Consider the following 17,935-nt stretch of genomic DNA (forward strand, 5'->3'; position numbering starts at 1 on the left):
TAGTCTCGCACGTGCGGCCCGGAACTCGGCTCACCCGCAATGGCGACGTTGCGACTCTCACCCCTGCTCAGAGGCGCAAGGAGGGGGCCCCGCTTAACACCCGTCTGTTAAGCGGGGCCCCCTCCTAACCGCTAGAAGCGGGCGGGCTCCCGGTAGACGCCCCACTCGGCGCGCAGCGCGTCGCAGATCTCGCCCAGGGTGGCCTCGGCGCGGACCGCGTCCAGCATCGCCGGGATCATGTTCTCGCCGGTCCGGCTGGCCGCCACCATCCGGCGGACGGCGGCGGTGACCGCGGCGTCGTCGCGGACCGACTTGCGCTCGGCCAGCACCCGGCGCTGCTCCAGCTCCACCTCGTGCGAGATGCGCAGGATCTCCAGCTCCTTGGCGACCGTGCCGGTGTGGCAGTTGACGCCGACGATCTTCTTCTCGCCCTTCTCCAGCGCCTGCTGGTAGACGAACGCCGACTCGGCGATGTGCCCGGTGAACCAGCCGTCCTCGATGCCGCGCAGGATGCCCGAGGTCATCGGGCCGATCTGGTGCGGGCCGTCGCCGCCGAGCTGCCGGATCCGGGCGAAGATCTCCTCCGCCTCGGCCTCGATCCGGTCGGTGAGCGCCTCGACGTACCAGGCGCCGCCGAGCGGGTCGGCCACGTTGGTCACGCCGGTCTCCTCCATCAGCACCTGCTGCGTCCGCAGGGCGATCTCGGCCGACTCGTCGGTGGGCAGGGCCAGCGTCTCGTCCAGCGCGTTGGTGTGCAGCGAGTTGGTGCCGCCGAGTACCGCCGCCAGCGCCTCCACCGCGGTGCGTACCACGTTGTTGACCGGCTGCTGGGCGGTCAGCGACACCCCGGCGGTCTGCGTGTGGAACCGCAGCCACTGCGCCTTCTCGCTGGTGGCGCCGTACACGTCGCGCAGCCAGCGGGCCCAGATCCGGCGGGCGGCGCGGAACTTGGCGATCTCCTCGAAGAAGTCCAGGTGGGAGTCGAAGAAGAAGCTCAGGCCGGGCGCGAAGACGTTGACGTCCAGCCCGCGCGACAGGCCCAGCTCGACGTAGCCGAACCCGTCGGCCAGCGTGTACGCCAACTCCTGCGCGGCGGTCGAGCCGGCCTCGCGGATGTGGTAGCCGGAGACCGAGAGCGGCTTGTAACGCGGGATCTCCGCCGCGCAGTATTCCATCAGGTCGCCGATCAGCCGCAGGTGCGGCTCGGGGTCGAAGAGCCACTCCTTCTGCGCGATGTACTCCTTGAAGATGTCCGTCTGGAGCGTGCCGTCCAGCGTGGACAGGTCGGCGCCCTGGCGCTCGGCGGCGACCAGGTACATGCAGAACACCGGCACGGCCGGCCCGGAGATGGTCATCGAGGTGGTGACGCCGGCCAGGTCGATGCCGTCGAAGAGCGTCTCCATGTCGGCGGCCGAGTCGATCGCGACGCCGCAGTGGCCGACCTCGCCGAGCGACTGCGGATCGTCGGAGTCGCGGCCCATCAGCGTGGGCATGTCGAACGCGACGGAGAGCCCGCCGCCGCCCGCGCCGAGGATCATCTTGTAGCGCTCGTTGGTCTGCTTGGCGTTGCCGAAGCCGGCGAACTGCCGGATGGTCCAGGCCCGCCCGCGGTAGCCGGTCGGGTGCAACCCCCGGGTGTACGGGAACTCGCCCGGCCAGCCGATCCGCTCGAAGCCCGGGTAGGCGGTGCCCTCCGGTGGGCCGTACACCGGGTCGACCGGCAGGCCGGAGAGCGTGGTGAAGTCCGCGTCGCGCTTGCGGGCGGCGTCGTAGCGGGCCTGCCAGCGGGCCCGGCCGGCGGCGATCTCGTCAGCGTCCATGCGCGGAGCTCCTCCTCGGGTCCTGGTCCGGACACCGAGTGTAGAACGCCGGACTGAACGATCGCTAAGGACGGGCGTACCGACCGGTAACCCGCCGGGCGCACGGCCCGTCGTGGTCGACCCGGAGCAGGCAGCGCCGGCCGCCGACCATCCGCAGGTCACCGAAGACCCGATGGCGTACGCCCTGCTCGTCCCCGGCCGACACGGTCGTCTCGCCGGGGTCGGCCGAGGCGAGCATCCTTGACCAGCGGGCGATCACCCGGGCCAGGCGTACCGGGCCGGCCAGGTCGCCGGCCACCACGGGCAGATGGACGACGAACCGTTCCGGCATCGCGCTCGCCTCTCGCGTCGGAGCACTGGAAGGGCGGGACCGCCCACCCGCCCCGCAGCGTCATTCCGCAGCACGGCACCAGGGCAACTCAGTCGGCAGGCGCCCACCAACGGGTCGAGTACTGGGGTGATGACTGGTCACCACCAGCGGACCGTTCGGCACCCGGGTCCGGGAAGCGCCTCGGCGACGGCGGGTCGAGCTCGATCCCGGCAGTTCGGTCGTCGCCCGGATGCCGACCGGGAACGAGCGCCGGACGTTGCAGCTCGACGAGGGCGTACCGGTTCTGGAGGTCCACGGCCCGAGCGGCGACGTGGCGCTGCTGCCCGGCGACGAGGTCGAGCTGATCCGCCCACCGGACGCCTGACCGGGCCGGCCAGCTCCGACGTCGTCCGGAGCATCGAGCCCGGCGATGGTCATCGTCGGGCTGGGCGCCGCCGAGCTGAGGGCGCAGACCGCTCAGACCCCACCGCCTCGCTCCCGCGCGTCACTAGGCCCACCAGCGCGCCGATACACCCACGCCGTTCCACCCGCGGCCTGGGTGGGGCGTCACTGGAACGCCATGGGTGTCTGCGGCGCCCTGACGCACCCATGGCGTTCCACTGACGGTCCAGATGGGGCGCGGGTGGAACGGCGTGGGTGTCTGGGGGCGCTCGGGATGACGGTGGGCAGCCGGCTCGGGCGTCGCCAGGCGTGCGGAATCAGCCGAGCGGCGTGCCCGGCTCACCGATCGCCACGTCGTCCACCCGGATGTTGATCTCGTCGACACGCAGCCCGTAGGCCTCGACCGCGGAGGTGACCGCGGCCCGTACGCCGTCGGTGACCTGCGGCACCGGGTGACCGCCGTCGATCACGATGACCAGGTTGACCACCGCCGCGCCGTCGGTGACGTGGGCCGAGCAGCCGCGCCGGGCGTCGCCGACCTGGTCCAGCCCGACCCGGTCCAGCACGGCGTTGAAGAACCGGGCCACGTCGCCGCCCAGTTCGGCCACGCCGGGCACGGACTTCGCGGCGGCCACCGCGATCTTCTCCACCACCTCGTCGGCGACGTGCGTCGTCCCGCCTGCCGTCGCCGCCGGCGTGATCGACAGCTCCTGCGTAGCCTCGTGCTCCACGCTTTCCCCCACCCTCGCTCCAACCGACCCCGGGAGCGTACAAGCCACGCCGACCCGGCCACGCCCCCGCCCGACACCACCGTCGATCATGGACTTTGTGCCCGGCGAATGCCCCTTGTGTCGCCTTTGCCGGGGCAGCAACCGCAAGATCGACGAGGGGGAAGGGGGAAGGGGGTCAGGTGGCGAGCTGGGTGAGCAACTCGTCCGCGGCGGCGTAGGGGTCCAGGGTGCCCTTGGCGACCTTGGCGGCCAGCGCCGGGAGCTGCGTACCGTCGCGCAGGGAGCCGATGCGGGCGCGGAGCGCGCCCAGCGCGATGGCCTCGATCTCGGCGGCGGCCCGCGCCTCCCGGCGGCGGCGCAGCTCGTCGTGGCGCTCCAGCCAGTCGCGGTGCTTGTCGATCGCGGCGGCGATGTCGTCGATGCCCTCGGCACGGGACGCGATCGCGCGCACCACCTGCGGTCGCCACTCCCCCGGCCCGCGCTCGCCCAGCGCGATCATGCCCTGGATGTCGCGGACCGTGGCGTCGGCGCCGTCCCGGTCGGCCTTGTTGACCACGAAGACGTCGGCGATCTCCAGGATGCCGGCCTTCACCGCCTGGATCGCGTCGCCCATGCCCGGCGCGAGCAGCACCAGCGTGGTGTCCGCCAGCGAGGCCACCTCCACCTCGGCCTGCCCGACGCCCACGGTCTCGACCAGCACCACGTCGCAGCCGGCGCCCTCCAGCACGCGCACCGCCTGGGGGGTCGCCGCGGAGAGCCCGCCGAGGTGGCCCCGGCTGGACATGGAGCGGATGTAGACGCCGGGGTCGGTGGCGTGGTCCTGCATCCGGACCCGGTCGCCGAGGATCGCCCCACCGGTGAACGGGCTGGACGGGTCGATCGCCAGCACCCCGACCCGGTGACCGCGCGCCCGAAGCGCCCGTACCAGCTCGTTCGTGGTGGTCGACTTGCCCACGCCCGGCGAACCGGTCAGGCCGACCACCTGGGCGTGCCCGGCGTACGGCGCGAGGGCGGCCGCCACCTGCGGCAGCACCTCGTCGCCGGACTCGACCAGGGTGATCAGCCGGGCCACCGCGCGGGGGTCGCCCGCGCGGGCCCGCTCGACCAGCAGGGGTACGTCACGGCTGCGGCGCACCGGACCGGGGGCCGGGATGGTCACGTCACTCACGCGTGGGACTCGCCGCCCGTCGGCACGTGGATGATCAGCGCGTCGCCCTGGCCACCGCCGCCGCAGAGCGCCGCCGCGCCGGTGCCGCCGCCGCGCCGCTTCAGTTCCAGCGCCAGCGTGAGCACTAGCCGGGCGCCGGACATGCCGATCGGGTGGCCGAGCGCGATCGCGCCGCCGTTGACGTTGACCTTGTCCGCGCTGATCCCGAGGTCACGGGTGGACTGGATGCCGACCGCGGCGAACGCCTCGTTGATCTCGATGAGGTCGAGGTCGTCGAGGCTCAGGCCGCCCTTGCGCAACGCGTGGTTGATGGCGTTGGACGGCTGCGAGTGCAGCGAGTTGTCCGGCCCGGCCACGTTGCCGTGCGCGCCGATCTCGGCCAGCCAGGTGAGCCCCAGCTCGGTCGCCTTGGCCTTGCTCATCACGACCACCGCGGCGGCGCCGTCGGAGATCGGCGAGGCGCTGCCGGCGGTGATGGTGCCGTCCTTGGCGAAGGCGGGACGCAGCCGGCCCAGCGACTCGGCGGTGGTGTCCGGCCGGATGCCCTCGTCCTCGCTGACCACCAGCGGGTCGCCCTTGCGCTGCGGGATGATCACCGGGGTGATCTCCTCGGCGAAGTGACCGTTCTTCTGGGCGGCGGCGGCGCGCTGGTGGCTGGCGGCGGCGAAGGCGTCCTGCTCGGCGCGGGTGATGCCGTGCTTCGCGCCGTGCCGCTCGGTGGACTCGCCCATCGAGCAGCAGTCCCAGGCGTCGGTGAGACCGTCGAGCGCCATGTGGTCCTTGACCGTCACGTCGCCGTACTTGTAGCCGGCGCGCTGCCCGAGCAGCAGGTGCGGGGCGTTGGTCATCGACTCCATGCCGCCGGCCACCACGACGTCGAACTCGCCGGCCCGGATGAGCTGGTCGGCCAGCGCGATGGCGTCCAGGCCGGAGAGGCAGACCTTGTTGATGGTCAGCGCCGGGGTGGACATCGGGATGCCGGCCTCGACCGCCGCCTGGCGGGCCGGGATCTGGCCGGCGCCGGCCTGGAGCACCTGTCCCATGATCACGTACTGCACCTGGTCGGGGGCGACGCCGGCGCGCTCCAGGGCCGCCTTGATCGCGATCCCACCGAGCCTGGTCGCGGGGAGGTCCTTGAGGTTGCCCAGCAGGCGCCCCATCGGGGTACGCGCGCCGCTGACGATCACCGAAGCCATGCCTGCCTCCGAGGGGGTGCCGACCTGTACGCCTTAACGATTGTTCGGTCAGACTAGCGCCATGGCTGAGAACTCCTCCGTCGAGCCCGCTGCCGAGTTTGTCACAGACATCGGCCTGCGCCGCATCGACCACGTCGGGATCGCCGTCGCGGACCTGGACGCCGCGATCGACTTCTACCAGCGCACCTTCGGCATGCGCTGCGTGCACACCGAGACGAACGACGAGCAGGGCGTACGCGAGGCGATGCTGGCGGTCGGGCCGGACGCCTCCGGCGGCATGGTGCAGTTGCTCGCCCCGCTCTCGCCCGACTCGACCATCGGCAAGTTCCTGGACAAGCGCGGACCGGGCATCCAGCAGGTCGCGTACACCGTGGCGGACATCGACGCGGCCTGCGCGGCGCTGCGCGAGCGCGGCGTCCGACTGCTGTACGAGGCGCCCCGACGCGGGACGTCGGACTCACGGGTCAACTTCGTGCACCCGAAGGACGCCGGCGGCGTGCTGATCGAGCTGGTCCAACCCGCCTGAGCGGGTAAGGAGGGGCCCCCTTTTAACACCCGTCTGTTAACAGGGGGCCCTTCCTAACCAGTGGGAACACGCGCGGCCATGCGCGGTTGCGCGTTCCCACGGACATCTCCACGCATCGGCCGATGCAGTTTTTCACACACACCTTCCGACCCTAGCTACCGTTCAGTAACGTCCCGGCCCACAGGAGCGCGACCGGTGCCGGATGTGTCGATTGCCGACATGGCGGTCCCGTCGCACCGGCGCCGACGATGGCAGCACCCCTGCCCCGGTGCGGGTGCTGACGAACGGGAGGTCACCGTGCAGGACATCCTTGAAGCGATCATGGCGACGGAGGGCTCGGCGCGGCCGGAACGGGACCTCGCCGGCCTCGCCGGCCTGCCGGTGCCGGAGAGCTACCGGGGCGTGGTGGTCCGGGCCGAGGAGACCCGGATGTTCGAGGGCATGGCCACCCGCGACAAGGACCCGCGCAAGGCGCTGCACGTCCAGGAGGTGCCCACCCCCGAACTGGGGCCGGGCGAGGCGCTGGTCGCGGTCATGGCCAGCGCGATCAACTACAACACGGTGTGGACCAGCATCTTCGAGCCGCTGCCCACGTTCAAGTTCCTCCAGCGGTACGGCCGGCTCTCCGAGCTGACCCGCCGCCACGACCTGCCGTACCACGTGGTCGGCTCGGACGCGGCCGGCGTGGTGCTGCGGACCGGACCCGGCGTGACCCGGTGGAAGACCGGCGACGAGGTGGTCGCGCACTGCCTGTCGGTCGAGCTGGAGGACGCCGCCGGCCACGACGACACCATGCTCGACCCGCAGCAGCGGATCTGGGGCTTCGAGACCAACTTCGGCGGCCTGGCCGAGCTGTGCGTGGTCAAGGCCAACCAGCTGATGCCGAAGCCGCGCCACCTGAGCTGGGAGGAGGCGGCCAGCCCGGGGCTGGTCAACTCCACCGCCTACCGGCAGCTCGTCTCGCACCACGGCGCGAACATGAAGCAGGGCGACGTGGTGCTGATCTGGGGCGCCAGCGGCGGTCTGGGCGGCTACGCGACGCAGATGGCGCTGGGCGGCGGCGCCATCCCGGTCTGCGTGGTCTCCTCGCCGGAGAAGGCCGAGCTGTGCCGGAAGATGGGCGCCGAGCTGGTCATCGACCGCACCGCCGAGGGCTTCCGGTTCTGGTCCGACGAGGACACGCAGGACCAGGACGAGTGGCGCCGGTTCGGCGAGCGGATCCGCGAGCTGACCGGCGGCGAGGACCCGGACATCGTCTTCGAGCACCCGGGCCGGGAGACGTTCGGCGCCAGCGTCTACGTCGCCAAGAAGGGCGGCACGATCGTCACCTGCGCCTCCACCAGCGGCTTCCTGCACCAGTACGACAACCGCTACCTGTGGATGCACCTCAAGCGCATCGTCGGCAGCCACTTCGCCAACTACCACGAGGCATGGCAGGCCAACCGGCTCGTCGCGCTCGGCAAGGTGCACCCGACGGTGTCGAAGACGTACCCGCTGGAGCAGACCGGTCAGGCCGCGTACGAGGTGCACCGCAACGCGCACCAGGGCAAGGTCGGCGTGCGGTGCCTGGCGCCCACCGACGGGCTCGGCGTCCGGGACACCGAGCTGCGGTCCCGCCACGAAAGCGCGATCAACCGGTTCCGCGGGCACTGACCGTACGGTGACGCCGGATTGCCTTTCCGGCGGACCGGGACGCCATTCGACTGTCGCCGAGACAGTCATGAAGTCAGCCGTGAACACAAAGGGCCGCGGGCACCCGTCCGCGGCCCTTTCCCGCCACCGTCCCGCACCGCCGCCCGGCCCGGGACCTGCCAAGATCGCCGATTGGTCCGGCTCCGTCGCCGGCAGAAGTTGACCATGTAAAGAGGACGCGAAAGCTGCCGACCACTCTTGCGAACCACCCTGGGGCGTCTGCGAGTATGTCCCAATGCCCCAGCAGCAGTCCTCCCCTCTTGCGTTCTTCGATAACGCGAACTCACAGCCCGATTTCACTGTTGGCCTGCGCGGATACAACACCAACCAGGTCGACGACTTCATCGGCCGGCTGAGCGCCGCACTGAGCCAGTCCGAGCAGGCCCGCGCCGAGGCCGAGCAGCGGATGAACGACGCCCAGCGCCGGCTCCGGCAGGCCGAGCAGCGCCAGGGCGCGCTCGAGCAGAAGCTCACCGAGACCAACAAGCAGCTCGAGGAGAACAGCCGGCCGACCCTCTCCGGCCTGGGCACCCGCGTCGAGCAGATCCTCCGGCTGGCCGAGGAGCAGGCCAACGACCACCGCAACGAGGCCAAGCGCGAGTCGGAGGGCATCCTCTCCGCCGCCCGGCTGGAGGCGCGGGAGATCACCGACAAGGCGCGCGCCGAGGCGGCCGCCATGAAGGCCACCGCCGAGCGGGAGGCCGGCACCGTCCGCACCGCCGCCGAGCGGGAGGCCGCCGAGGTCCGGGTGCAGGCCCGCCGCGAGGCGGACACGCTGCGCGCCGACGCCGACCGGGAGACCAAGCAGCTGCGTACGGTCACCGCGCATGAGGTGGCCGAGCTGAAGTCGACGGTCGAGCGGGAGGTCGCCACGCTGCGCGCCACCGCCGAGCGGGAGATCACCCAGCAGCGGGCCAAGGCCGCCCGCGAGGCCGAGGAGAAGCGGGCCGAGGCGACCAAGCTGCTCACCGACGCGCGCGACAAGCGCGACAAGGACCTCCAGGCCCTGGAGCTCCAGCTCGCCGAGCGGCGCGAGAAGTCCGAGCGCGAGGAGTCGGCGCGGCACGCCGCCCAGGTCACGCAGACCCAGAAGATGGTCAACGAGGCCGAGCAGCGGGCCCGGGCCGCGCAGGAGCGGGCCAAGGAGATCGAGCAGCGGGCCGAGGCGCGCCGGGTCGAGTCCGAGCGCACCGCCAACGACACGGTCGACAAGGCCAAGGCGCTGGCCGACAAGACGCTGAGCGAGGCACGGGCCGAGGCGCAGCGGGTGCTCAACGAGGCCCGCACCGAGGCCGAGCTGACCACGCAGGCGGCCCGCCGCGAGGTCGAGGACCTGACCCGCCAGAAGGATGCGGTCACCTCGCAGCTCGGGCAGATGCTCTCCGGCCTGGCCGGCATCGTGCCGGGCGTGCCGGCGGGCGGCAACACGGCGGCCGAGGCGCCGAAGTCCGACACCTCCGGGCAGAAGGTCACGGCCGAGTCGGCCGGCTGAGCCACCACCCGCTGACGGGGCATGAGCCACGGCGCGGGGTGACACCGGGTGACCGGTGCCGCCCCGCGCCGTCATGCTTTTCCCGGCCCGTTTCGCCACGAGGGTGAAGTAGGTCCCAGAAGGGGCGTCCGTATCGCCCCCGCAGGGGCGGATGCGTGTGAGGATGGGGGCATGTCGCACGGCGAGGAACTGTTCGCGCTCGGCGGGGACGTGACCACGGAGCCCAGCTTCGAGTCCGCGCTGCGGGGATACGAGAAACGACAGGTCGACCGCTACGTCGCCCGCGCGGAACACGAGATCGCGGCGCTGACCACCGAGCGGGAACAGGCGTACACCCAGATCCACAAGCTCGCGGGTCAGGTCGAGGTGCTCCAACGCGACCTCGCCCAGGTGCGCAAGCAGGTGGGCGTCGTGGACCGGGCCTCGTTCCGGCACCTCGGTCCCCGGGTCGAGCAGATCCTCACCATGGCCGAGGAGCAGGCCGACGACATCCTCGCCGCCGCGAACGAGGAGATCGAGGCTCGCCGGGCCGCCGCCGAGCACATCGTCGAGGAGGCCCGGGAGCAGGCCGCGCAGGCGCTCAAGGACTTCGAGATCGCGCTCGCCGCGCGCCGGGCCGAGGAGGAGCGGCACACCGCCGCCCGCAAGGCCGAGGCGGAGGCCACGCTGCGGGCCGCCCGCGACGAGTCGGCGAAGCTGCGGACCACTGCCAAGGACGAGTCGGACAAGCTGCGGACGGCCGCCCGGGACGAGGCCGAGAAGCTGCGCCGGACCGCGCAGGACGCGCTGGCCAAGGCCCAGCAGGAGGCCACCCAGCTCCGGGACACCGCCAAGGAGATCCACGCCCGGGCCCAGCAGGAGGCGGCCCGGCTGCGCGAGTCGGCCAAGGAGGCGCTGGCCAAGGCGCAGCAGGAGGCCAACCAGCTTCGCGAGGCGGCCAAGGAGGTGCACGCCAAGGGTCAGCAGGAGGCCAAGCGGCTCACCGACGCCGCTGCGGAGGCGGGCCGGGCGACCCACGCCAAGGCGCTCGCCGAGGCCAAGAAGATCGTCGACGACGCGGAGGAGGCCGCCAAGGCCACCCGCGGCCGGGCCCGCACCGAGGCCGCCCGGCTCACCACCGAGGCCACCGAGGCCGGCAAGCGCAACCGCGCCGAGGTCGAGGCGTACGTGCAGCGGATGCGCACCGAGACCGAGGCGTACGTGCAGCAGTCCCGCGCGCAGACCCAGCAGGAGCTGGGCGCCTGGCGGGCCGGGGTGGAGAAGGAGGTCGCCGGGCAGCGGGAGAAGGCGGAGAAGGAGCTGGCCCAGCGCCGCGCCGCCGCCGAGCAGGAGTTCGCCAAGCGCCGCGACGAGCTGGACAAGCAGCACACCGCCCGGCACGAGGAGCTGGAGCAGGCGTACGCCGCCCGGCGCGACGAGATCGAGCGCAACGCCGGGAGCATCCGGCAGGCCGCCGAGTCCGACGCGCTCACCATGCGGCAGCAGGCCGAGCTGGAGGCCGCCGAGCTGCTGCGCCGGGCCGAGGCGGACGCCACCGAGCAGCGCCGCCGGGCCGACGAGCACGTGGCGGCCTCGCGTCGCCAGTTCGAGGAGTACGCGGCCACCACCCAGCAGCACCTGGCCACCACCCAGCAGCACCTCGCCGCCACCCAGCAGGAGGTGGCCGCGGGCCGGCAGCAGCTCGCCCACGTGATGCTGGAGATCGCCACGGCGCAGCAGGAGCTGGCCGATCTGCGCACCGAGACGTGGAAGTCCCGGCAGGAGTCCGACGACCTCCAGCACCGGCTCACGGAGCTGCGTCGGGACGCCGACTCGGCCGGCATCTCCGCCACTCCGATCGACCCGGCTGACCTCGCCGCCACCACCACCGGCGGCCGCCCGGCGGGTGACGGCGCACCAGTGGGCGGCGGCGCCCTGGTGGGCGGCGGCGCGGCGAAGGGCACCGCCGCGGTGACGGCCAACGGCACCGGCCCGGAGCGGGGCGGGAACCGGTCGACCGGCGAGCCGGCGGAGGCCGGGCAGGCGAAGCCGGTCGCCGAGCCGGTGACCACGATGGACTCGGCCGCCGGCGCGGGCGTCGACGGGGAGCCCACAGTGGCCGCCGTACCGGGCGAGGGCGGCCGGGGCGCCACCCCCACGAAGATCACCAGCACGGGCGAGAACGGCAAGCGCCCGACCAAGCCCACCACCGACGAGCGCAGCGCCAAGCCCAGCGCGGTAACCGTCGACAAGGACTGACCCGCCGCACCCCGCCACCCCCTCCCCCTCAGCTCCCCAACCCTCCTTCGGATTGATCAAGGAATTCGCGTCACAGTCGATCTCCGCAATGACGCAAACCCCTTGATCACCCGCCAGGGCGGGGCCGACCGTGCGGTGATCATGAAGTTGACCGGTTCGGAGAGCGCTTTCTTCGCCGTCAACTTCATGATCAACTGCGCTGGGCGGAGGGGGTGAGGGGGGCGGAGGGATGGTCGGGGCTGAGGGGGGCCACTAGCCTGCGGGGAGAGGGCTGCGGCCTGGGCGACACGCGGGCCGCTCACAAGCGCTCCGACGCGCCGGTCGGGGCTGACGGGGAGTGGGGGGAGGTGCGGGTGTCAGACGAATCCGCCGCCCCGGAGGACGACGAGCCGTTCGAGGCGCTGCGCAAGGAGCCGGGGCCGACCGACCCGGACCACGCGCCGACACCGTCGAACGAGGCCGCCCCGAAGGACACCCTTCCCGCCCGGCCTCCGGGTTCCGGCGGAACCCCCCGCACCTGCGACGGACTCGGCCCGGTAACCCCGAGCGGAAGCACAGGCGCCGACGCCACCGCGATCGAGCCCGGCGAGTTCGAGCCGTCGGGGCGGTTCGGTGTGCCCGGGCGACCACTGCGGCGCAACAGCTTCCTGGTCGGTTTCACCGGCGCGCTCGGCGTGCTGCTGGCGTACGCGGTCTTCCTGGGTGTGCGGAACGCGGCCGGCATCCTGGTGCTGGTGGTGATCGCGCTGTTCCTGGCGGTCGGCCTGCACCCGGCGGTGGTCCGGCTGCAAGGGTGGGGGGTGCCGCACGGGCTGGCCGTGGCAGCGGTGGCGTTGACCGTGGTCCTGCTGATCGTCGGCGGGCTGCTGGCGCTGGTGCCACCGGTGGTGACCCAGTCCGGGCAGTTCGTCCAGCAACTGCCCGGGTACGTCGAGGAGCTACGCCGCAACCCCACGGTCAACGATCTCGTGGTCCGGTACGACGTGATGGAGCGGGTCCGGTCGGCGGCGGACGCCGGCACGATCGGCCGGGCGCTCGGCGGCGTGCTGGGCGGGGCGCAACTGATCTTCGGCACGGTCTTCCGGGTGCTGACCGTGCTGGTGCTGACCATCTACTTCCTGGCCTACTTCGACCGGCTGCGCGATCTCGGGTACGCGTTGGTGCCGCGCTCCCGCCGGGAGCGGGTCCGGCTGATCGGCGACGAGATCCTGACCCGGGTGGGCGCGTACATGGTCGGCGCGTTGGCCATCGCGGTGCTGGCCGGCGCGACCACGTTCGTGTTCGCGCTGGTGGTCGGCCTGCCGTACCCGTTCGCGCTGGCGGTGGTGGTCGCGGTGACCGACCTGATCCCGCAGATCGGGGCGACGCTGGGCGCGGTGGTGGTGACAGTGGTCGGCCTCGCCACCGACCTGCCGGTGGGCATCGCCTGCCTGGTGTTCTTCGTGGTCTATCAACAGCTGGAGAACTACCTGCTCTACCCCAAGATCATGCGGCGGGCGGTGGCGGTCAACGAGGTGGCCGCGCTGCTCGGGGCGCTGCTCGGGGTGTCGCTGCTGGGCGTGGTGGGCGCGTTGATCGCGATCCCGACCGTCGCCGCGTTGCAGCTGATCCTGCGCGAGGTGGTGCTGCCCCGCCAGGACGCGCGCTGACGCGCTACTCGGCGCGCCGCTGCGCCGGGCCGGGGACCGGGGTGTCGGCGAACGCGGCCACCGTGCGGTCCGCGTACGCGCTGACGTCGCCGGTCTCCATCGGGCCGTCCCAGCTCGTCGGCAGCGGCAGCGGCACGGCCGGGGCGACGCGCCGGACGATCTCGTCGAGCACCTTCTCCGCGTCGCCGACCCAGAGGTGCTTGGCGCCGTCCACGCCGACCACCTCGGCCTGCGGCACGGCGGCGAACCGCTGCCGGGCCTCCTCCGGGCGCAGGTAGTCGTCGAACTCCGGCACCAGGGCGGTCAGCGGTCGACCCGACTCGGCCCAGACCGCGAGATCCTCCGGCGCGGAGAACCGTAGCGGCGGGGAGAGCAGGATCGCGCCGGCGACCGCCGGGTCGCAGCCGTACTTCAGCGCCAGGTCGGTGCCGAACGACCAGCCCACCAGCCAGATGTTCGGCAGCTCGTGGAACTCGGCGTACTCGATCGCGGCGGCCACGTCGAACCGCTCGCCGACCGCGTTGTCGAACGCCCCCTCGCTGGTGCCACGGACGCTGCTGGTGCCTCGGGTGTTGAACCGGAGCACGGCCAGGTCGGCCAGCGCGGGCAGCCGCCAGGCGGCCTTGCGGAACACGTGGCTGTCCATCATCCCGCCGTGGGTGGGCAGCGGGTGCAGGCAGACCAGCGTGCCGACCGGCTCGCGCTCCACCGGCCGGGCCAGTTCGCCGACCAGCGTCAGCCCGTCGGCGGTGTGCAGCTCGATGTCCTCCCGGCGGCCGGGCAGGATCGACGACGCGCGAATCGGAGTGCTCACCGTGCCAGTGTCCCGCGCCACCGGCCCCGCCGCCCGCCGGGGCGGGAACCGGGTGATCCAGATCGCTCAGCCGTGCCGGGGGGCGCCACGACCGCGCTGGAGGTTGGGGCCGCGCCGGTCCCGGGCCCGCCAGCAGCCGCTGTGCCAGTGCCGGCGGTCGGTCAGGTCACCCCGGTCGTCGGCCGGCCAGGCCACCAGGTGCGCCACGCCCGGACGGATCTCCTGGTCACAACCGGGACAGCGGTACGTCTTGGCGGACGCGCCGCCGCTGATCCCACGCACCTGCCAGTCGCCGTCGCGCCACTGCTGCACGGTCGGCACGCCGTGCCGGGCGCGGTCGGCGTCCAGGCCGATGGTCTCGTCCCGGCGGGGCCGGTTGCGACGGGGGCTCACGATCACCAAGCGTACGGCCCGTGGCCCGCGAGCCCCGCTCGGGCATTCGCGGTGGGACGGGTGGCACGGCAGGTCAGGGCCAGCTCTGCGGGCGGGAAAGGTCCTTCGCCACCTGTGCACCGGCCAGCACGGTCGCCGCCTCGGCCTCGGTGAAGTCCACCTGGCTCGCGGGCCGGTCGCCCGGGAAAGGCCAGGCGAAGTCGACCGTCAACCGACCTCTGGGGATGCCGAGCAGTTCCAACCGCGTGCCGTCGGGGTAGCGGTAGCCGGGCCGGCCGCCCAGGTCGCGGTTGCTGCTCCGGCCCGTGTCCTCCGCCATCTGCGCCCCGTAGATCAGCCGTGTCCACATGACCGAGGAGGGCTTCCGGGAGACGGTGAGCTGGGCCGTGAAGCCCTTCGGGAAGCCGGCCACGTCCACCGAGCATCCCGTCACCGCCGCGTTCGCCGGCAGCGTGGTCAGCCGCACCGGAGCGGCGCACCGCCGCGCCTCGTCCCAGCGCACCACGCCGGCGGCCCGTTCCAGGGCGGGCAGGTCACCGCCGAGCGTGGCCGCCCGGGCGTAGAGACCGGGGGCGGGCTGCCACGACTTGACCAGACCGCCGGTGGTGCCGGCGACGCGCAGCACGCCACCGTCGAAGGTCATCCGGCCGATGACCGCCTGCACCGGGAAACCCTCGATCGGGGCGTCGTCGAGGGTCCGCGCCTCGTGGCTCACCTCCAGCAGCACCGATTGGCCACCACCGACGCTGAACCGGATCGACTCGACCTGGTTGGAGCTGTAGACGGACCAGCCCAGGTAGCGGGCTCGGCTGCTGTCCAGGCCCAGGTGCAGCACCTGCGGATCGCTGCCGATGAGGTCGGGACGCTCACGGGCCCCGGGCACCCCGTCGGCGAGCGGCGGCACCGGCGGCGGGGCCACCGCCGGCGTGGTGGCCGCCCAGGGCATCCGCCCGGCCAGCCCGCCCACGTCCGCCCGCACCACACCGACCAGACCGAGCACGCCGACCAGGGTGAGCGCGGTGCCGGCGGTGATCCGGCGGCGCGTCTGCCGGCGGCGGCCGAGCGTGCGGGAACCGCGCAACAGGCGGTCGGTGTCGATGTCCCCGTCGGCGCGCTCCCGCAGCGCCGACGCGATCCGCTGGTCGAGGTCGGTCACGGCCGGCTCCCCTTGGTCGTCGGGACGCCGCAGCGCTCCCGGAGGTGGGCGAGCGCCCGCATCGCGTGGGTGCGGACGGTGACCGGGGAGCAGTCGAGGATCTGGGCGATCGTCGCGTCGTCCAGGTCCTCGTAGTAGCGCAGCACGAGCACGGCGCGCTGGCGGTCGGGTAGGGCGCGGATCAGCCGCCACATCTCGTCCCGGTCGGCCGCCTCGCCGTCGAGGTCGCCCCGAACGGGCCGCTCGGCGAACGTGTCCACCGCCAGCTCGCGGTTGGACCGCCGCCGCCACCAGGAGTTGTTGGCGTTGACCAGCATCCGGCGCACGTACACGTCGGGCCGGTCGGCCCGGGCGATCCGCCGCCAGTGCACGTACGCGCGGGCCAGCACGTCCTGGGTCAGGTCCTCGGCGCGGTGCGCGTCGCCCGTCAGCAGCCGGGCCAGGCGCAACAGGGCCGGGCCCCGGCTGCCGACGTACTCCTCGAAGGTCACACCCTCATGACGCCGTCACCGGCGCGGGCCGTTGACCCGCTCAGCGGTTGGTGTGGTCGCGGAACCCGCGACCGCTCTTGCGACCCAGGTAGCCGGCGGTGACCAGGTGCTCCAGCAGCGGCGCCGGCGCGAAGCCGGGCTCGCGCAGTTCGAGGTACAGCTCCCGCTGGATGGCCAGCGAGACGTCCAGGCCGACCACGTCGAGCAGCTCGAACGGGCCCATCGGGTAACCGCAGCCGAGCTTCATCGCGTGGTCGATGTCGTCGGCGGTGGAGTAGCTGGCCTCCAGCATCTTCACCGCGTCGTTCAGGTAGGGGAAGAGCAGCGCGTTGACGATGAAGCCGGACCGGTCGCCGCAGACCACGCCGGTCTTGCCGAGCGCGGCGCAGACCGCACGCGCGGTGGCCGACGTCTCGGCGGAGGTGCGGATGGTCCGCACGATCTCCACCAGCGGCATGATCGGCGCCGGGTTGAAGAAGTGCAGGCCGATCACGTCGGCCGGGCGCTGGGTCGCCATCGCCACGTCGATCACCGGCAGCGACGAGGTGGTGGTGGCGAGCACCACGCCCGGCTTGCAGATCTCGTCCAGGCTGGCGAAGAGTGCCTTCTTGACGCTCAACTCCTCGACCACTGCCTCGACCACCAGGTCGACGTCGGCGAGGTGCTCCAGCGTGGCGGACCAGGTGATCCGGCCCAGCGCGGCGTCCCGGTCGGTCTCGGCGAGCTTGCCCCGCACCACGCCCTTGTTGAGCGAGGTCTTGACCGCCTCGCAGACCGTGGCGGACTTCTCCGCGCCCCGGGTCACCGAGATGACCTCGTACCCGGCCTTGGCGAAGACCTCGATGATGCCGGTGGCCATGGTCCCCGACCCCACCACGCCGACCTTGGCCACGACCCGGGCGCTGTCGGCGAGCGCGGCGGCCGTCGCCGCCGGCGTGTGCTCGTCGGGTACGACCTTCGGCGAGCCCGGCCGCTCGTAGGTGTAGAAGCCGCGGCCGGACTTCCGGCCGAGCAGCCCGGCGGTGACCATCTGCTTGAGCAGCGGGGCCGGGGCGTGCCGGCGGTCCCGGCCGCCGCGCCGGTACATCGTGTCGAGGATCTCGTACGCGGTGTCCAGGCCGATCAGGTCCATCAGCGCCAGCGGGCCCATCGGCAGGCCGCAGCCGAGCTTCATGGCGGCGTCGATGTCCTCGCGGGTGGCGTAGCGGGCCTCGAACATGCCGACCGCGTGGTTCAGGTAGCCGAACAGCAGCGCGTTCGCGATGAAGCCGGCCCGGTCGCTGATCGTCACGTCGACCTTGCCGAGCCGGGCGCAGAGCGCCTCCACGTCGGCCACCACCTCGGCGGAGGTGACCACCGTGCGGACCACCTCGACCAGCTTCATCACCGGTGCCGGGTTGAAGAAGTGGATGCCGATGACCTGGTTCGGCCGGGTGGTGGCGACCGAGATCTCGGTGACGCTCAGCGACGAGGTGTTGGTGGCCAGGATGGCGTCGGGCTTGCAGACCCGGTCCAGCTCGGCGAAGATCCGCTGCTTGAGGTCCAGGTGCTCGGGCACCGCCTCGATCACCAGGTCCACGTCGTGCAACGCGTCCAGCCCGACCCGGAAGTCGACGCGCGCCATCAGCGCGTCCCGGTCGGCCTCGGCGAGCTTGCCCTTGGCCACCGCACGGTCGGTGGAGCCGGTCAGCGTGACCCGGCCGCGTTCCAGCGCGGCGTCGGAGATCTCCACCGCGGTCACGTCGACGCCGTTGCGGGCGAACACCTCGACGATGCCGGCACCCATGGTGCCCAGACCCACCACGCCCACCCGGGTGAACTCGCGCGCCACGACCGGCCTCCCTCGGTTGCCTCCGC

16 protein-coding genes are annotated in these 17,935 nt (G+C 72.6%); 6 read left to right on the forward strand and 10 right to left on the reverse strand.

Features of this window, described 5'->3' with window-relative positions; genetic code table 11:
• Window positions 1-131 precede the first annotated feature (131 nt).
• Window positions 132-1,820, reverse strand: coding sequence for a methylmalonyl-CoA mutase (locus ACH495_RS05370; RefSeq protein ID WP_396856543.1), 1,689 nt, complete (start codon window positions 1,818-1,820; stop codon window positions 132-134).
• 64 nt (window positions 1,821-1,884) lie between these two features.
• Window positions 1,885-2,151 carry a hypothetical protein gene (locus tag ACH495_RS05375; protein WP_396856544.1) on the reverse strand — a complete coding sequence of 89 codons (267 nt, stop codon included), beginning with the start codon at window positions 2,149-2,151 and terminating at the stop codon, window positions 1,885-1,887.
• Between the two features lie 229 nt (window positions 2,152-2,380).
• Here ACH495_RS05375 and ACH495_RS05380 point away from each other — a divergent pair, with 229 nt between their 5' ends.
• Entirely contained in the window at window positions 2,381-2,515 is a 135-nt protein-coding gene (locus ACH495_RS05380; protein WP_396856545.1) for a hypothetical protein, read from the forward strand.
• A 334-nt stretch (window positions 2,516-2,849) separates the two neighbouring features.
• Here the strand turns inward: ACH495_RS05380 and ACH495_RS05385 are convergent, their stop codons facing one another.
• The 3 genes from ACH495_RS05385 to ACH495_RS05395 all read right to left on the reverse strand — a co-directional run bounded on the left by ACH495_RS05385 (window position 2,850) and on the right by ACH495_RS05395 (window position 5,627).
• Complete coding sequence (locus ACH495_RS05385) at window positions 2,850-3,263, reverse strand: Asp23/Gls24 family envelope stress response protein (RefSeq protein WP_396856546.1); 414 nt, start codon at window positions 3,261-3,263, stop codon at window positions 2,850-2,852.
• A 175-nt stretch (window positions 3,264-3,438) separates the two neighbouring features.
• Window positions 3,439-4,422: a methylmalonyl Co-A mutase-associated GTPase MeaB gene (gene meaB / locus ACH495_RS05390; protein ID WP_396857313.1), complete on the reverse strand. Its 984-nt coding sequence runs from the start codon at window positions 4,420-4,422 to the stop codon at window positions 3,439-3,441.
• 5 nt (window positions 4,423-4,427) lie between these two features.
• Complete coding sequence (locus tag ACH495_RS05395; protein ID WP_396856547.1) at window positions 4,428-5,627, reverse strand: acetyl-CoA C-acetyltransferase; 1,200 nt, start codon at window positions 5,625-5,627, stop codon at window positions 4,428-4,430.
• 61 nt (window positions 5,628-5,688) lie between these two features.
• Between ACH495_RS05395 and mce the strand changes: the two genes are divergently transcribed.
• The 5 genes from mce (at window position 5,689) to ACH495_RS05420 (ending at window position 13,224) form a co-directional block, all read left to right on the forward strand.
• Window positions 5,689-6,153 (forward strand): methylmalonyl-CoA epimerase, encoded by a 465-nt coding sequence (gene mce, locus ACH495_RS05400; protein WP_396856548.1) that lies wholly within the window; start codon window positions 5,689-5,691, stop codon window positions 6,151-6,153.
• Window positions 6,154-6,450: 297 nt separating this feature from the next.
• The gene (ccrA, locus tag ACH495_RS05405; protein WP_396856549.1) at window positions 6,451-7,806 is read left to right on the forward strand and encodes a crotonyl-CoA carboxylase/reductase; all 1,356 of its coding nucleotides are present in this window, start codon (window positions 6,451-6,453) and stop codon (window positions 7,804-7,806) included.
• Window positions 7,807-8,080: 274 nt separating this feature from the next.
• Window positions 8,081-9,337, forward strand: a complete 1,257-nt coding sequence (locus tag ACH495_RS05410) for a DivIVA domain-containing protein (RefSeq protein ID WP_396856550.1) — start codon at window positions 8,081-8,083, stop codon at window positions 9,335-9,337.
• 171 nt (window positions 9,338-9,508) lie between these two features.
• A complete protein-coding gene (locus tag ACH495_RS05415; protein WP_396856551.1) occupies window positions 9,509-11,575 on the forward strand; it encodes a hypothetical protein in 2,067 nt (688 codons plus the stop codon).
• Between the two features lie 575 nt (window positions 11,576-12,150).
• Window positions 12,151-13,224 carry an AI-2E family transporter gene (locus tag ACH495_RS05420; protein ID WP_396857314.1) on the forward strand — a complete coding sequence of 358 codons (1,074 nt, stop codon included), beginning with the start codon at window positions 12,151-12,153 and terminating at the stop codon, window positions 13,222-13,224.
• A gap of 4 nt (window positions 13,225-13,228) precedes the next feature.
• On the opposite strand, the gene ACH495_RS05425 is transcribed toward ACH495_RS05420, so the two are convergent.
• The 5 genes from ACH495_RS05425 to ACH495_RS05445 all read right to left on the reverse strand — a co-directional run bounded on the left by ACH495_RS05425 (window position 13,229) and on the right by ACH495_RS05445 (window position 17,909).
• Window positions 13,229-14,038, reverse strand: coding sequence for an alpha/beta hydrolase (locus ACH495_RS05425; RefSeq protein ID WP_396856552.1), 810 nt, complete (start codon window positions 14,036-14,038; stop codon window positions 13,229-13,231).
• 66 nt (window positions 14,039-14,104) lie between these two features.
• Window positions 14,105-14,392: a hypothetical protein gene (locus ACH495_RS05430; protein WP_396857315.1), complete on the reverse strand. Its 288-nt coding sequence runs from the start codon at window positions 14,390-14,392 to the stop codon at window positions 14,105-14,107.
• 112 nt (window positions 14,393-14,504) lie between these two features.
• The gene (locus ACH495_RS05435; RefSeq protein ID WP_396856553.1) at window positions 14,505-15,587 is read right to left on the reverse strand and encodes a hypothetical protein; all 1,083 of its coding nucleotides are present in this window, start codon (window positions 15,585-15,587) and stop codon (window positions 14,505-14,507) included.
• Window positions 15,584-16,078 (reverse strand): SigE family RNA polymerase sigma factor, encoded by a 495-nt coding sequence (locus ACH495_RS05440; protein WP_396856554.1) that lies wholly within the window; start codon window positions 16,076-16,078, stop codon window positions 15,584-15,586. The genes ACH495_RS05435 and ACH495_RS05440 overlap by 4 nt, the downstream gene beginning before the upstream one ends.
• 40 nt (window positions 16,079-16,118) lie before the next feature.
• Window positions 16,119-17,909: a 3-hydroxyacyl-CoA dehydrogenase family protein gene (locus ACH495_RS05445; protein WP_396856555.1), complete on the reverse strand. Its 1,791-nt coding sequence runs from the start codon at window positions 17,907-17,909 to the stop codon at window positions 16,119-16,121.
• Window positions 17,910-17,935 lie beyond the last annotated feature (26 nt).

Source organism: Micromonospora sp. NPDC018662 (assembly GCF_044391475.1).
Taxonomy (GTDB): domain Bacteria; phylum Actinomycetota; class Actinomycetes; order Mycobacteriales; family Micromonosporaceae; genus Micromonospora.

Bases quoted from the DNA above. Each gene is read 5' to 3' on its own strand.
- ACH495_RS05375 (WP_396856544.1), bottom strand. From the start codon at position 2,151: ATGCCGGAACGGTTCGTCGTCCATCTGCCCGTGGTGGCCGGCGACCTG.
- ACH495_RS05415 (WP_396856551.1), top strand. From the start codon at position 9,509: ATGTCGCACGGCGAGGAACTGTTCGCGCTCGGCGGGGACGTGACCACG.
- mce (WP_396856548.1), top strand. From the start codon at position 5,689: ATGGCTGAGAACTCCTCCGTCGAGCCCGCTGCCGAGTTTGTCACAGAC.
- ACH495_RS05410 (WP_396856550.1), top strand. From the start codon at position 8,081: ATGCCCCAGCAGCAGTCCTCCCCTCTTGCGTTCTTCGATAACGCGAAC.
- ACH495_RS05370 (WP_396856543.1), bottom strand. From the start codon at position 1,820: ATGGACGCTGACGAGATCGCCGCCGGCCGGGCCCGCTGGCAGGCCCGC.
- ACH495_RS05395 (WP_396856547.1), bottom strand. From the start codon at position 5,627: ATGGCTTCGGTGATCGTCAGCGGCGCGCGTACCCCGATGGGGCGCCTG.
- ACH495_RS05380 (WP_396856545.1), top strand. From the start codon at position 2,381: ATGCCGACCGGGAACGAGCGCCGGACGTTGCAGCTCGACGAGGGCGTA.